13 protein-coding genes are annotated in these 14,920 nt (G+C 62.8%); 4 read left to right on the top strand and 9 right to left on the bottom strand.

The genetic code is table 11. The features are described from left to right. Positions 1 to 63 precede the first annotated feature (63 nt). From AC1RQ5_RS11465 to AC1RQ5_RS11450, 4 genes are all read right to left on the bottom strand, one after another. Positions 64 to 1,389 (bottom strand): TRAP transporter large permease, encoded by a 1,326-nt coding sequence (locus AC1RQ5_RS11465; RefSeq protein ID WP_493199015.1) that lies wholly within the window; start codon positions 1,387 to 1,389, stop codon positions 64 to 66. Beyond that, entirely contained in the window at positions 1,386 to 2,030 is a 645-nt protein-coding gene (locus AC1RQ5_RS11460; protein ID WP_493199013.1) for a TRAP transporter small permease, read from the bottom strand. The genes AC1RQ5_RS11465 and AC1RQ5_RS11460 overlap by 4 nt, the downstream gene beginning before the upstream one ends. Before the next feature lie 116 nt (positions 2,031 to 2,146). After that, positions 2,147 to 3,163 carry a TRAP transporter substrate-binding protein gene (locus tag AC1RQ5_RS11455; RefSeq protein ID WP_493199011.1) on the bottom strand — a complete coding sequence of 339 codons (1,017 nt, stop codon included), beginning with the start codon at positions 3,161 to 3,163 and terminating at the stop codon, positions 2,147 to 2,149. A gap of 335 nt (positions 3,164 to 3,498) precedes the next feature. Continuing rightward, complete coding sequence (locus AC1RQ5_RS11450) at positions 3,499 to 5,067, bottom strand: 2-isopropylmalate synthase (RefSeq protein ID WP_398478524.1); 1,569 nt, start codon at positions 5,065 to 5,067, stop codon at positions 3,499 to 3,501. 480 nt (positions 5,068 to 5,547) lie between these two features. On the opposite strand from AC1RQ5_RS11450, the gene AC1RQ5_RS11445 reads away from it, so the two are divergent. Then, positions 5,548 to 6,441, top strand: a complete 894-nt coding sequence (locus AC1RQ5_RS11445; RefSeq protein WP_493199010.1) for a dihydrodipicolinate synthase family protein — start codon at positions 5,548 to 5,550, stop codon at positions 6,439 to 6,441. A gap of 830 nt (positions 6,442 to 7,271) precedes the next feature. On the opposite strand, the gene AC1RQ5_RS11440 is transcribed toward AC1RQ5_RS11445, so the two are convergent. The 3 genes from AC1RQ5_RS11440 to AC1RQ5_RS11430 are packed head-to-tail and all read right to left on the bottom strand — an operon-like array spanning position 7,272 to position 10,048. Beyond that, on the bottom strand, positions 7,272 to 8,225 hold the full coding sequence (locus tag AC1RQ5_RS11440; RefSeq protein ID WP_493199009.1) for a polyphosphate kinase 2 family protein: 954 nt from the start codon (positions 8,223 to 8,225) through the stop codon (positions 7,272 to 7,274). A 59-nt stretch (positions 8,226 to 8,284) separates the two neighbouring features. Further along, a complete protein-coding gene (locus AC1RQ5_RS11435) occupies positions 8,285 to 8,983 on the bottom strand; it encodes an NUDIX hydrolase (protein WP_493199007.1) in 699 nt (232 codons plus the stop codon). Between the two features lie 9 nt (positions 8,984 to 8,992). Then, positions 8,993 to 10,048 (bottom strand): ABC transporter substrate-binding protein, encoded by a 1,056-nt coding sequence (locus AC1RQ5_RS11430; RefSeq protein ID WP_493199005.1) that lies wholly within the window; start codon positions 10,046 to 10,048, stop codon positions 8,993 to 8,995. 127 nt (positions 10,049 to 10,175) lie between these two features. Here AC1RQ5_RS11430 and AC1RQ5_RS11425 point away from each other — a divergent pair, with 127 nt between their 5' ends. Next, positions 10,176 to 10,625, top strand: a complete 450-nt coding sequence (locus AC1RQ5_RS11425; protein ID WP_398478534.1) for a cupin domain-containing protein — start codon at positions 10,176 to 10,178, stop codon at positions 10,623 to 10,625. Between the two features lie 63 nt (positions 10,626 to 10,688). Here the strand turns inward: AC1RQ5_RS11425 and AC1RQ5_RS11420 are convergent, their stop codons facing one another. Together AC1RQ5_RS11420 and AC1RQ5_RS11415 are read right to left on the bottom strand one after the other, a co-directional pair. After that, a complete protein-coding gene (locus AC1RQ5_RS11420; protein WP_493199003.1) occupies positions 10,689 to 11,477 on the bottom strand; it encodes an ABC transporter permease in 789 nt (262 codons plus the stop codon). After that, positions 11,474 to 12,292 (bottom strand): ABC transporter ATP-binding protein, encoded by an 819-nt coding sequence (locus AC1RQ5_RS11415; protein ID WP_493203388.1) that lies wholly within the window; start codon positions 12,290 to 12,292, stop codon positions 11,474 to 11,476. Before AC1RQ5_RS11415 ends, AC1RQ5_RS11420 begins: the two co-directional genes overlap by 4 nt. A 241-nt stretch (positions 12,293 to 12,533) precedes the next feature. Between AC1RQ5_RS11415 and AC1RQ5_RS11410 the strand changes: the two genes are divergently transcribed. Together AC1RQ5_RS11410 and AC1RQ5_RS11405 are read left to right on the top strand one after the other, a co-directional pair. Continuing rightward, positions 12,534 to 13,316: an ATP-binding cassette domain-containing protein gene (locus AC1RQ5_RS11410; RefSeq protein WP_493199002.1), complete on the top strand. Its 783-nt coding sequence runs from the start codon at positions 12,534 to 12,536 to the stop codon at positions 13,314 to 13,316. Next, entirely contained in the window at positions 13,313 to 14,869 is a 1,557-nt protein-coding gene (locus tag AC1RQ5_RS11405; protein WP_493199000.1) for an ABC transporter permease/substrate-binding protein, read from the top strand. Before AC1RQ5_RS11410 ends, AC1RQ5_RS11405 begins: the two co-directional genes overlap by 4 nt. Positions 14,870 to 14,920: the final 51 nt, after the last annotated feature.

Raw genomic sequence — 14,920 nt, 5'->3', positions numbered from 1 at the left:
GGCCATTTGATGTCGCGATATTGCTGGCGCCGCGACGTGTTGCGTCGCGACACATAAATCCTCCTAAAGCATGCCGAGCACGCGCGGCAGCCATAGCGATATCTCCGGAATGAACGTCACCGCCACCAGGAACATCAGCATCGTGAGCAACCATGGCCACACGGCAATGGTGAGTTCCGTAATGCCCATTTTGGCGATGCCCGAGGCCACATAGAGATTGAGGCCGACCGGCGGATGGCACATGCCGACTTCCATATTCACCACCATCAGGATGCCGAGATGCACCGGATGCACGCCGAGTTTCACCGCGATGGGGAACAGGATCGGCGCGGTGATGAGGACGATGGATGATGCCTCCATCACATTGCCCGCGACCAGCAGCAGGATGTTGACGAAGATCAGGAATGTCCACCAGTTGACGCCCATATCGACGATCCAGGCGGTCAGCTGCTGCGGGATCTGCTCCGATGTCATCAGGAACGAGAACAGCACCGCATTGGTGATGATGTAGAGGATCATCGCGCTCATGCTGGCGGAGCCGAGCAGCACGCGCGGCACGTCCTTGAGGCCCATGTCCTTGTAGACGAACACCGCGATGATGAAGGCATAGACGGCGCTGACGGCTGCGGCTTCCGTCGGCGTGAACCAGCCGCGATAGATGCCGCCCAGCACCAGGAAGATCAGCAGCAGGCCCCAGATGCATTCACGGAACGCCTTGAAGCGCTCGCCCCACGATGCACGCGGCAGCCGCGGGTAATCATATTTCCACGCACGATAGACCGTGGTGAGGCCGAGCAGCGTTGCCAGCATCAGGCCGGGAATGACGCCGGCGATGAACAACTGCCCCACGGACGCCGAAGTGACGCGGGCGCCATCAGGACCGAGGGCCACGCTGCCGCCGGTCGCCACCGCATAGATCACCATGACGATCGAGGGCGGGATCAGGATGCCCAGCGCGCCCGATGTGGTGATGACGCCTGCGCCGAAGCGTTTTGGAAAGCCTTGCGCGACCATGGCGGGCAACAGGATCGAACCGATCGCGATCACCGTCGCCGGCGATGAACCGGAGATTGCCGCGAACAATGCGCAAGCCATCACGCCGGCGAGGCCGAGACCGCCATACCAATGCCCGACCATGGAGGTCGCGAAATTGATCATGCGCTTGGCGACGCCGCCATGGGTCAGGAAATTGCCGGCAAGGATGAAGAACGGGATCGCCATGATCTCGAAATTCTCGATGCCGGTGAACAGCTTCAGCGCCACCGCCTCGATTGGCACTTGCGTGAGGAAGAACAGGAAGGTGAGCACCGTCAGGCCGAGCGCGATCGAGATCGGCATGCCGGTGAGCATCAGCGCAATGAGGAGCGCGAAAATGAACAGCGTGGTCATCGCACGCCCTCCGGCGTCGGACCAACGGCCGTATCGACGTCGATACCTTCCACATGGGTGTGATCGTGGTGCGGCAGGTCATCGAAACGGAAATAGCTGTAGGCGACCTGCAGGAAGCGGAAGCACATCAGATAGGAGCCGAGCGGGATGCAGAGATAGACGATCCAGCTGGGCAATTCGAGATCGGGCGAGGTCTGGTCGGTCTGCGACAGACCGATCACGAAATTCGCGCCCATGGTGCCGATGATGCCGGTGAACAGCGCGCCGCAGAGCAGGCCGAACAGGATGGTGCCCTTGCGCCAGTTCGGCGGCAGTTTCAGCACCAGCACGTCCACGCCCACATGGATGCCGGTGCGCACGCCATAGGCCGCGCCGAACTTCGCCATCCAGACGAACATGTAGATGCACAATTCCTGCGCCCAGGAGAGATGGATACCGGCGAGGAATTTGTAGACCGCCATCGCGCCCGGCAATGTGCGGTTCGACACCACGAAATCCGTGGTGTAGCGATGCGCCACCGCGATGAAGATCACCACCGTCGCAGCGCCGATCAGCGTCGCGATCAGGGTTTCCTCGAGACGATCGAGGATGCGTAACAGGAATTTCAAGGTCGTTCCCCTTCCCCACACTCTCACCCTCATGGTGAGGAGCGCACCACTCGGCGCGTCTCGAACCATGAGCGCCACACACTCCCCCTGCGAGACGCGGCCCAAGCGGGCCGCTCCTCAGGGTGAGGGTCTCAGTTTGTGGCCCGACCTCAATTGGTCTTGGCGTTCGCTTCTTTCTGGAAATCCGAAATCAGCTGCTTGCCGACGCGCGACGCCATGTCGGCCGTCACCGGCTCCAGCGCCTTCATCCATTCGGCACGCTCTTCTGGCGTCAGCTCGTAGAAGGTCGTGGTGCCGGCCTTCTTCATGGCGACGATGGCGTCATCGTTTTCCTTCTGCGACAGGCCATTGGCATAAGCGGTGGCTTCATCCATGGCCTTTTCCACCTGCGGCTTCACATCCGCCGGCAGGCCATCCCAGAACTTCTTGTTCACGATCACGGCATAGCCGATGTAACCGTGGTTCGAGAGCGTCATGTGCTTCTGCACTTCATGCATCTTCTGCGTATAGACATTGCTCGGCGTGTTCTCATTGCCATCGACCACGCCGGTCTGCATCGCCTGATACACTTCCGAGAAGGCCAGCACCTGCGGGATCGCGCCCAGCGCGCGCATCTGGGCTTCCAGCACCTTGGATGACTGGATGCGCAGCTTCAGGCCCTGGAAGTCGGCGACCTTATGCATCGGCCTGTTCGAGGTCATGATCTTGAAGCCGTTGTCCCAGTAAGCGAGGCCCTTGATGCCCTTGGGCTCGAGCTTGGCCAGCAGCCCCTTGCCGATCGGTCCCGTCGTAATGCGGGTCAGCGCGGCTTTGTCGGGCAGGATGTAAGGCAGGTCGAACACCTCAAATTCCTTGACACCGAGCGGACCGAATTTGGCGAGCGATGGCGCCAGCATCTGCACGGCGCCGAGCTGCAGCGCCTCGACCTCTTCCTTGTCCTTGTAGAGCTGCGAGTTCGGATAGACTTCGACCTTCACCTTGCCATTGGTGTATTTCTCGGCGAGTTCCTTGAACTTCTCGGCGCCCTGCCCCTTCGGCGTATTGGGCGCGACGACGTGACTGAACTTGATGACGATCGGCGACTGGGCCTGAGCCGGCCCGACAAAAGCGAGCGCTGCGATCGATGCTGCGGCAGCGATGAACTGGCGCGTGGTGAGGTGGCGCATGGTCTTCTCCCTGGTGGCGCGCGGGCTGTTTCAAATCGCCGCTGCGCTTGGATGCCACAGCAGATGTATCGCCAATACAAGGCGAAGACCACTGCTCCCTTCGTCAGGGGTTGCTGGAAAAGCTTTCCTGCAATGCAAAAACGCGGCGCCTTGCGACGCCGCGTTTCGATTCCTTCTAACCTCTCCCCGCTTGCGGGGAGAGGTCGACTGTAACGCGCGTAGCGCGTGGAAGTCGGGTGAGGGGGACTATCAAAATGCTCCGAGCTTGCGGAGAGCCCCCTCATCCGTCGTCGCTTCGCGACGCCACCTTCTCCCCGCAAGCGGGGAGAAGGCAACTAGCTCGCCGCAGCCACCGGCACCGGCTTGTCGCGCTCGCGCTTCATCACGATCTTGTTCAGTGCGCCGAGATAGGCCTTGGCCGACGCCACCAGCGTGTCCGGATCAGCGGCGCGCGAGGTCATCGAGCGGCCATCGTGACCCAGCCGGACCGACACTTCGGCCTGCGCATCGGTGCCTTCGGTGACGGCGTGGACCTGATACAGTTCCAGCGTCGCCTCATGCGGGACCAGCGCCTTGATGCAGTTGAACACCGCATCCACCGGGCCATTGCCTTCGGCTTCCTCGATCTTGGTGACGCCTTCAATGTTCAGCTTCATGGTGGCGCGCTGCGGACCGTGGGTGCCGGCGATCACCGTCAGCGAGGTCAGCTTGATGCGGTCATGGGCCTGGATGATTTCCTGATCGACCAGCGCCTCGATATCCTCGTCATAGATATCCTTCTTGCGATCGGCCAGGGCCTTCATACGGATGAAGGCATCCTCGATCTGGTTCTTGCCCAGCTTGTAGCCGAGCTCTTCCAGGCGATGGATGAAAGCATGGCGACCGGAATGCTTGCCCAGCACGATGGACGAATGCTTCAGGCCCACCGAGGCCGGCGTCATGATCTCATAGGTCGAGGCGTCCTTCAGCACGCCATCCTGATGGATGCCGCTCTCATGGGCGAAGGCGTTACGGCCGACGATCGCCTTGTTGTACTGCACCGGGAACGAGGTCGCAGCCGACACCACTTTCGACGCGCGGGTCAGCGTGGTCGGATCGATATTGTTCCAGTACGGAAATTTGTCGTTGCGCACATTGATGGCCATCACGACTTCTTCCAGCGCCGCATTGCCCGCGCGCTCGCCGATGCCGTTGATGGTGCATTCGATCTGGCGCGCACCGCCATCGAGGCCGGCCAGAGTGTTGGCAACCGCCATGCCGAGATCGTTGTGGCAATGCACCGAGAAGATCGCCTGATCGGAATTCGGCACGCGCTCGCGGATGGTGCGGAACATGCGGGTGTATTCTTCAGGCGTGGTGTAGCCGACGGTGTCCGGCAGGTTCACCGTGGTGGCGCCGGCTTTGATGACGGCTTCGGTGATGCGGCACAGGAAATCGATGTCGCTGCGGGTGGCGTCTTCCGCCGACCATTCGACATTGCTCACCATGTTGCGGGCGCGGGTGACGCCGGCGACCGAGGCGTCGATCACCTGCTCCGGGGTCATGTTCAGCTTGACGCGCATATGCAGCGGCGACGTCGCGATCACCATGTGGACGCGGGCGCGATCACCGGCGGGCTTCACCGCTTCGGCGCAGCGATCGATGTCCTTCGGATTGACGCGACCGAGGCCGGCGATCACCGACTTCTTCGAGCGCTTGGCGATCTCGTGCACGGCTTCGAAATCGCCTTCCGACGAGATCGGGAAGCCGGCCTCGATGATGTCGACGCCCATATCGTCGAGCATCTCGGCGATTTCCAGCTTCTCTTCGAAGGTCATGGTGGCGCCGGGGCACTGCTCGCCGTCGCGCAGGGTGGTATCAAAAATGAAAACGCGGTCCTTCTCGGACTTCTGGGTCGTGGTCATGGGATCTTCCTTAAAAATCGGGGCGCGGTTTGCATGAAGGCGCCGGGAGGTTTGCTGGTTCGGTTCGCATCCCCTAAGTGCCCAGGCATGACTGCCCAGCCGGCGCTCAGGGGCCGATAAGGAGAAGCAGACCGCCGAGAAGGAGGTTCGGGAGCGCAGGCGCAAGGACGCGCGGGGCAGCGATGATCGCTCCCGTGTCCCTATCAGCACTGTCGTTCCGAATCAGCATTGCCATCCTTCGAGGTCACGTCTGTGAGTGTCGGCGGAAACCGTTGACGGTTCCTTGCCGGACGCGACGGCCTTGTTCTAAACGCAAAAGCCGCCGCGTCGCAACGGCTAAGAGGGTCAGGAAGACTGACCTATCGTGATCATGTAGGATGGGTTGAGCGCAGCGATACCCATCACCACAGGCGCTTGCGGTGATGGGTATCGCTACGCTGAACCCATCCTACGATTTGCTGCAACTGCGAGGACTCGACCATGAGCTTCACCAAAGGCCTGTCCGCCTTCCCGATCACGCCCATGAACGCCAATGGGCGGGTGGATACGCCGGCCTTGCAGCGCCTGGTGGCGCCGCTGGCGGCCGCCAAGGTGGACTCGATCGGCCTGCTCGGCTCCACCGGCTCCTACCCGTTCCTCACCCGCGACGAACGCCGGCGCGCCACCGATGCGGCCATCGCCGAAGTGAATGGCCGCGTCCCGGTGCTGGTCGGCATCGGCGCGCTGCGGACCGACGAGGTGCTGCATCTCGCCCGCGATGCCAAGGCTGCGGGAGCGGCTGCCGGCCTGCTGGCGCCGGTGTCCTATACGCCGCTGACGGCTGATGAAGTGTTCGAGCTGTTCAAGACCGTGGCCGGAGAGAGCGGCTTGCCGCTGGTGATCTACGACAATTTTGCCACCACGCATTTCACCTTCACGCCGGAGCTGGTGGGCCGCATCGCGCGCATTCCCGGCGTCGCAACGCTGAAGGGCACGGCGCCGGATGCCAGCGCGATCGCCGATCACCTGAAGCAGAGGCGCGCCGCGGTCCCCGCCGGTTTCCCCATCGGCTATGCCGGCGACTGGAATGTGACCGAAGCGCTGCTGGCCGGCGGCGAAGCCTGGTACTCGGTCGCGGCTGGGTTGTTTCCGAACAGTTGTTTGGCTCTCACCCGCGCGGCTTTGGCGGGTGATGCGGCCGAGGCGCGGCGGCTGAATAGCGCGCTGCAGCCGCTGTGGGATCTGTTCAAGCAGTATTCGAGCCTGCGCGTGGTCTATGCCGCGGCGGATATTCTGGGGATCACCGATGCGAAGCCGCCGAAGCCGGTGCTGCCGTTGCCGGATGCCGTGCAGGACAGAGTGGCGAAGGTGCTGAAGGAATTGCAGTTGAGCTGATCTTCTCCCTCCCCCAAGCGTGGCGCAGCCACGCGCCGCGGGGAGGGTGGATCAAAGCGAGCGTTCAGCGAGCTTTGAGACGGGTGGGGTCTATCCCCACGCTCGGTTCATCGTGGGGATAGACCCCACCCGGCGCTACGCGCCACCCTCCCCGCTGCGCCGCTCCGCGGCTTGAGGGAGGGAAACCATGCGCTCCTGCGCGCTACTTCCGGATCAACCTGTCAAACAGCCACGCTCTCGCAATCTCGCGGCGCTTGCGCGTCCGAGGTGTGAGCAGTTCTCCCCTCGCAAACATGAGGGGAGGTGGCACGCCGCAAGGCGCACTTGAGTGGACTTGACGCTGCCTGGTGCAAGCTGGATCGCCAGCAAGTCCAAGCCGCGCAACGCCTTACGGCGCGCCACCGCGACGTTCTATTGGCCGAAGGACCGTTCTTCCGGGTACTGGGCACTCCCATTGGGAGTCATCCGACGGATTTCTCCGCCCTCGCCCGCACCACGTCCAGCCGCGCTAGCGGCAGACCCCCGTAGTGGGGTCGGACGGTGACCCTCGACCACCCGAGTGCAGGAGGTACGTCCTCCCCTGCCCGCAGGCGCCGCATCCACGTTCCGCTTAAAGACGCCTCATGAAAGCGCCCCTCACGAACGAGACGGGAGGGATAATGGCAATGATAGGAATTTTGTCAAGAACGAAATAGGAACATAATATTCGCTAATTGTCATCCCCGCGAAAGCGGGGATCCAGTACACACCGGCCAAGCGGCGCGATCTGAGACGTCTGTGTGTACGGGGTTGCCCGGTCAAGCCGGGCAACGACAGCGGCGAGCGCAACCCTACGTCTTTCCCGCCTTCTTCGCCCGCACCCGCGACGTGGCTTTCTTCACCACCGGACCGCCCTCTTTCTCGAGCGCTTCGCGGACCATCTTGAATTCCTTCAGGTCATCGCCATCGACCACCGGGAATGTCAGGTCGAGCTGCTCCAGCGCGTGCACGATGGCCGAGCCGATCACCACGCGCGCAAACCATTTGCGATCCGCCGGCACCACATGCCACGGCGCGTGCTCCGTTGCCGTGCTGTCGATCAGATCCTGATAGGCGTCCTGATACTGATCCCACAGCGCGCGCTCGGAAATATCCGCCATGGAGAACTTCCAGTTCTTGGCGGGCTCGTCGAGGCGCGAGAGGAAGCGCTCGCGCTGCTCCTCCTTGGAGACATTGAGGAAGAATTTGAGGACGATGGTGCCATTGCGCGCGAGATATTTTTCAAACGCGGTGATGTCCTCGAAGCGCTCTTTCCAGATATGCTTGCCGACCAGCTCCTGCGGGATCTTCTGCTTCGCCAGGATCTCGGGATGCACGCGCACCACGAGGCATTCCTCGTAATAGGAGCGATTGAAGATGCCGATGCGCCCGCGCTGCGGCAGCGCGATGGTGTGGCGCCACATGAAATCGTGATCGAGTTCGTTTGACGACGGCTGCTTGAAGGAATGCACCTCGCAGCCCTGCGGATTGATGCCATCGAACACAGCCTCGATGGCGCTGTCCTTGCCGGCGGCGTCCATGCCCTGGAAGATCAGCAGCAGCGACCAGCGGTCCTGCGCATAGAGTTTTTCCTGCAACTCCTGCAACCGGCGGGCATTGACTTCGATCATGCGCTTGCCGGTGTCCTTGTGCAGGCCGCCGCTGGCATCGGTCGCATGATCCTTGAGCCGGAAACGCTTCGATCCATCGATACGATAGGGATCAATATAGGATTTGAGGGTGGCCTTGGCGGATTTGGCAGACATCTGGGCACTCCGGAGCGACACGCGCAACCGTAGCGCGGGCGCAATGCCCGCGCCAGCAGTCACAGTTTCGCGGCGAGAAACGCGCGGATATAGCGCGGCATCGTCTCGGTGAAATCCGCGGTGCTGCGCACGAGATGGATCGCGCTCAGTTCCTGATCTTCCTGGGTAACGAGATTGGCCTCGATCCGCGCCTGCAGCGCACTGCCTGGCATATCGACATCAAGGATGCGGATCATCGCCGTCAGCGCCCCGTCCGTGACGACGTCCCAGCCATCGGCGGCGCGATAATCCGCTGGCGTCAGCCCCACCTCCTCCGCCGTCTCACGGGCCACGCTGCCGGGAATATCGACGACATCGCCGCGCAGGTCGTTCAGATCCGGCGTGCCCGCGGGGAAATAGATCTTGCCGGCATTGGCGGTGTGCGCCCCCATCTCGCCCAGCACGAAGGCGCCGTCGCTGGTGCGCAATGCGCCCATGCCAAAACCGTTGAAGACGCTGCGATCGGGAAAGCCCCAGTCCCGCAAGGCGAGGAAGCAGGCAAAATCGGTCTGGAAATAGTCGGCACAAAAACTGTCGCCCACAAAGCGCGGATTGCGGGCGAGCAGCATGCGGCCATTGAACATCGCTGGCTTCGCACGCCGCGCATCGGCAAAATGCGCGGCGATCGCATCGCGGCGCTCATGGGCGAACGGCCAGTGCCACTCATGCACATGAAGATCCAGACGGGAGACGGCCTGCAGAACCGGTGTAGCCGTCATCGACGATTCCTATTTCGCATTCGTCCCCGTGGTCTTGTTGAACTGCTCGACATATCTGTTCGTATAGGTCTTGCTGACATCGATATTGGCTTTGGCAACTTCGGGCGAGCTTTCGCTGAACACCGCAAGCACGGCAGCCGCGCCCTTGGGGTCCATCAGGCCGGTTTCGGAATACATCGGGATCGTGTTCTTGAGTGCCGCGAGATAGAGCTCCTTGTCCTTGCCGACCATATTCTCCGGCATCTTCGCCATGATCTCTTCCGGCGAATGGGTGTGAATCCATTTCAGCGTGTTCATCATCGCCGTGGTCAGCGCCTGCACTTCCTTGTCGTGGCCCTTGATCCATGCGGTGGTGGTGTAAAGCGCGCCGCCGGGATATTCGCCGCCGAACACATCCAGCGTGTCCTTCTGGGTGCGGGTATCGCTGAGAATCTTGAGGTCTTTGTGACTGCCCTGCAGCACGGTGACGGCAGGATCGAGCATCACCGCCGCATCGATCTGGCCCTGCTGCATGGCGGCCACCGCGGTGGCGCCGAGGCCGATGCCGATCACCGCTGTGCCTGTGGGATCAAGACCGTTCTTCTTCAGCTGATATTTGAGGAAGAAGTCCGTCGATGAGCCGGGCGCGCTGACGCCGACCTTCTTGCCGGCGAGATCCTTGATGGAATTGATCTGGCCGGTCTGTTTCGGCGACACCACCAGCACCAGGCCGGGATAGCGGTCATAGACCACAAAGCTTTGCAGCTCCTGCTTCTTGGCGGCGAGATTGACGCAGTGATCGAAATAACCGGACACCACATCGGCGCTGCCGCCGAGCACGGCTTTTAGCGCATCGGACCCGCCTTTCAGATCGACCAGTTCGACAGCGAGCCCGGCCTTCTCATATTCGCCGAGCTGCTTGGCGAGGACGGTGGGCAGATAGCAGAGGCAGGCGCCGCCACCGATGGCGATGGTGACCTTGCTTTGCGCTGCAGCGGGAGCGATGGCGAACAGCGATAAAAGACCGGCCACGAGAAAACGGCCAAGGAATAAACGGCGCGATCCGGTTTTGATGTTTGTTGTCATTGTTTCCTCCGCTGCATTGCGGCGGAGGATAGATGAGGCCCGGCCGGTTGGAAAGCGGCGCTGGTCAACACTATCGGACACGCCTAGCATCCAACGCACTAACAAGATTCATTTCGGGGAAACATCCATGTCTCGCATCACAACCGCCCTCCTGCTCGCCTCCACGTTCGTGGCCGGCGGCATCGCCAGCCATGTCGTGCCAAAAGCCTTTGCCGCAGAGAACATCACCGCACAGGTCATCAGCGTGCCAGAGCTGACCGGCGACGCGCTTGGCCCCGCCTCGCCCACCGGCTTCCGCTCGAAAATGTTCGTCGCCGCCGATGGCGTGACCATCTCGGTTCAGGACGGCAATGTGCCGAAGCATCTGCATCCCAACACCAATGAGATCCAGTACATCCTGGAAGGCACCGGCACGGTCTGGCTCGGCGACAAGGAAGTGAAGGTGAAGGCGGGCGACATGATCGTGATCCCGAAGGGCACGCCGCATGGCGGCACCAAGCCCGACGGCAAGCCGTTCCGCGCGATTGCCATCAAGACGCCGCCGCAGGCGCCGGACGATACCAAGCAGTTGCCGTAAGCAGACTACACTCGTCGTTCCGGGGCGCGCTTGCGCGAACCCGGAACGACAGCGTGAGGCTATCTAACCCCGCCCATCATTCGCATCCGGCTTCCATACCAGCAGCCGCTTTTCCACCACCGTCACCAGCATGTCGATGGCGATGACGAACACCGCCAGCACGAACATGCCGGCGAACACGCCGGCCACGTCGAACGTACCCTCGGCCTGCTGGATCACATAGCCGAGCCCAGCGGCCGAGCCGAGATATTCACCGACCACCGCGCCCACCACCGCAAACCCCACCGAGGTGTGCAGCGACGAGAACATCCAGGACAGCGCCGACGGCCAGAACACATGGCGCATCAATTGCCGCTCGCTCATGCCGAGCATGCGGCCATTGGCCAGCACCGTCGGCGAGACTTCCTTGACGCCCTGATAGACATTGAAGAAGACGATGAAGAACACCAGCGTGACGCCGAGCGCGACCTTCGACCAGATGCCGAGCCCGAGCCACAGCGCGAAGATCGGCGCCAGCACGACGCGCGGCAATGCATTGGCCATTTTCACATAGGGATCGAAGATCGCCGCCAGCAGCGGCTGGCGCGCGAACCAGAAGCCGATCAGGACGCCGAGGGTCGAACCGATGACGAAGGCGAGCAGCGACTCCAGCAGCGTGATGCCGAGATGTTTCCAGATCATGCCCGACGCGAACCAGGCCACGACCTGGTTGAACACATCCACCGGCGTGGAGAAGAAGAAGGGCGGCAGCAGGATGCGGCCGAGGATCGGCACGCTGGTGAGCACATGCCACAGCGTGATGGTGACGACGGCGACAAGTATCTGGCAGGTAAGCAGGACAGCCCGGTTCATGCGACGCCTCCTGAAGCCTGGGCATAGGTCTTCATCACCTCGGCCTTCAGTACGCTCCAGATCTCGCGATGCAAGGCGTGAAACTCCTTGTCGAGGCGGACTTCAAAGATGTCGCGGGGCCGCGGCAGCGATACGCGCCAGTCGCCGATGATGCGCGCGCTGGGACCTGCCGACATGATGACGACGCGATCGGCAAGCGCGATGGCCTCCTCGAGATCGTGGGTGACGAACAGCACCGCCTTGCGGTCCCGCGTCCAGAGATCGAGCAGCAGATTGCCCATCACCTGCCGCGTCTGGGCATCGAGCGGGCCGAACGGCTCGTCCATCAGCAGGATCTTCGGGTTGCGGATCAGCACCTGCGCCAGGGCCACACGCTTGCGCTGGCCGCCAGACAGCATATGCGGATAGCGGCCGGCGAAAGCACCGAGGCCGACGGCGTTGAGCCAGCCTTGCGCGCGCTCAGCGGCTTCTTCGCGCGGAGTGCCGGCGACTTCGAGGCCGATGGCGACATTGTCCCGCGCGGTTTTCCACGGGAACACGGCATCGGCCTGGAAGAGATAGCCGGCCTGCCTGTTCAGGCCGCGGAGTGGCTGGCCAAAAATGTTCACGCTGCCCGAGGCTGGCTGCAGCAGCCCGGCGGCGACATTCAGCAAGGTGGATTTGCCGCAACCGGTGGGGCCGACAATGGCGACGAATTCGCCATCCGCCACGCGCAACGTCGCCTGCTCCACTGCCGTATAGACTTTGCCGCCAGCGACATCGAATGCCACCGTCGCACCATCGAGCGCCACCGCCATCGATGCCGCGGCTTCCATTGCCTGCACGCGCATTTCCCCGGAACTTGTTATTGCCGATCTGGCTTAGCGTTGCGGGGCGTGGAATTCAACGGCTGGCGAGGGTGTGAGGCAGCGTGGTAGCGTAACACTCACATGTCATCCCCGCGAAAGCGGGGATCCATAGCCTCTGGAGATGTGATTTGAGCTGTGGGAACGATCGAGCTTCACTCTTGACGTCGGAGGCTATGGATCCCCGCCTTCGCGGGGACGATAACGGGGCATGATCTCTCCCCTTATCCGCTTCACCCATGTCACCAAACGCTTCGATCACGGCCGCGTCACGGCCATCGACGGCGTCTCCCTCGACATCCCCGCCGGCGAATTTCTCGCAATCGTGGGCGGCTCCGGCTCCGGCAAGACCACGCTGCTCCGCCTCGCCAATCGCCTGATCGTGCCGGATGGCGGCGACGTCCTCGTCTCGGGCAAGAATATCTCCCATGTGGACCCGATCGCGCTGCGCCGGAGCATCGGCTATGTCGTGCAGAATGGCGGCCTGTTCCCGCATATGACCATCGCCGATAATATCGGCATCACGCCGAAGCTGATCGGCACGCCGGCCAGCGAGATTGCGGCACGCGTCGATGAGCTGCTCGATCTGGTCCGGCTCGATCGCAAGGCGCATCGCGATCGCTATCCGCATGAACTGTCCGGCGGCCAGCGCCAGCGCGTCGGCGTCGCCCGCGCCCTGGCGGCAAGGCCCGCCATCGTGCTGATGGACGAGCCCTTCGGCGCGCTCGATCCGCTGACGCGCGATGCGCTGGGCGACGAATATCAGGCGCTGCATCGCAAGCTGAAACTCACCACGATCATGATCACCCATGACATGACCGAGGCCATCCTGCTCGCCGATCGCATCGCGGTGATGAAATCCGGCCGCCTCATCGCCGAAGGCACCCCGGCCGAGCTGTCGGCCAGCAAGGATGCCTATGTCAACGAACTGCTCGGCACCCCGCGTCGTCAGGCCGAGCGGCTCAAGCATCTGATCGCGGGGGATGGCGCATGAGCATGCTCAGCGATCCCCGCTGGAGCGAGGCGCTCGGCCACCTGCCCGATTATCTCGGCAGCCATGTCCGCGTCAGCATCGCGGCACTCGCGCTCGGACTGATCGTCAGCCTGCCGCTCGCGATCCTTGCGCGCCATCGGCCGTTTCTGCGCAGCGCTTTGCTCGGCGTCGCCAGCATCGTGCAGACCGTACCGGGCCTGGCCCTGCTGGCGCTGTTCTATCCGCTGCTGCTGGCGCTGGCGGCGCTGTCGCTGAACTGGTTCGGTGCGAGTTTCTCGGCCTTCGGATTTCTGCCCGCGGTGCTGGCGCTGGCGCTGTATTCGATGCTGCCGGTACTGCGCAACACCATCACCGGATTGAACGGCGTCGATCCCGCGCTGACGGAGGCCGCCGAAGGCGTCGGCATGACGCCGCGACAGACACTGACCACGGTCGAGCTGCCGCTGGCGCTGCCGGTGATCATGGCGGGCATCCGCACCTCGGCGGTATGGGTGATCGGCACGGCGACGCTGTCGACGCCGATCGGGCAGACCTCGCTCGGCAATTACATTTTTGCGGGATTGCAGACGCAGAACTGGGTGCTGGTGATCTTCGGTTGCGTGGCCGCGGCCGTGCTGGCGCTGGCTGTCGATCAGTTGCTGTCCCTGATCGAAAGCGGCATTCGCCTGCGCAGCCGGCTGCGCATGCTGATAGGCACGCTTGGCATCGCCATCCTGGTGATCGCAACGCTGGTGCCCTCCTTTGCGCGCTCCGGCACACGCGTTGTCGTCGGTGCAAAAACCTTCACCGAGCAATATGTGCTGGCGGCGCTGATGTCGCAGCGCCTGCAGGCGGCCGGGCTGGCGAGCACGACGCGGCAGGGGCTCGGCTCCAGCGTCATCTATGATGCGCTCGCCACGGGCGATGTCGACGTCTATGTGGATTATTCCGGCACGCTGTGGGCCAACCAGTTCCACCGCAGCGAGATCTTGCCACGCGAGCAATTGCTTGCCGAGCTGAAGACGACGCTGGCGAAAGCGAATATCACGCTGCTGGGCGAGCTCGGCTTCGCCAATGCCTATGCGCTGGTGATGCCGCGGGCGAAGGCGGAGGCACTCGGGATCAGGACCGCGGCCGATCTCGCCGCGCGCGCCGGTAACATGACGATTGCCGGCGATTACGAATTCTTCTCACGGCCGGAATGGGCGGGGCTGCAGAAGGCCTATGGCCTCTCCTTCAAGGCGCAGCGCGTGATGCAACCGGATTTCATGTATGCGGCGGTGGCGTCCGGCGAGGTCGATGTGATCGCGGGCTATACGAGCGATGGGCTGATCGCGAAATATGATCTGGTGGTGCTGGATGATCCGCGGCACGCGATCCCGCCCTATGATGCGATCATGTTGCTGGCGCCGAAGCGCGCGGGGGACGAGACGCTGCGCGCGGCACTGCAGCCGCTGCTGGGGAAGATCGACCTGCCGCTGATGCGCGCCGCCAATCTGCGCGCGGCGGGGAATGATGCGACAAGTTCGCCGGAGAGCGTGGCGCGGTGGATGTGGGAGAAGATCGGGAAGTAGCAACTCCGCCCCTCATGGTGAGGAGGCGCGCAGCGCCGTCGCGAACCATGA

This window comes from Tardiphaga sp. GW821-FHT12E02 (assembly GCF_058807155.1).
This window is presented reverse-complemented; position numbering and strand designations above follow the sequence as displayed.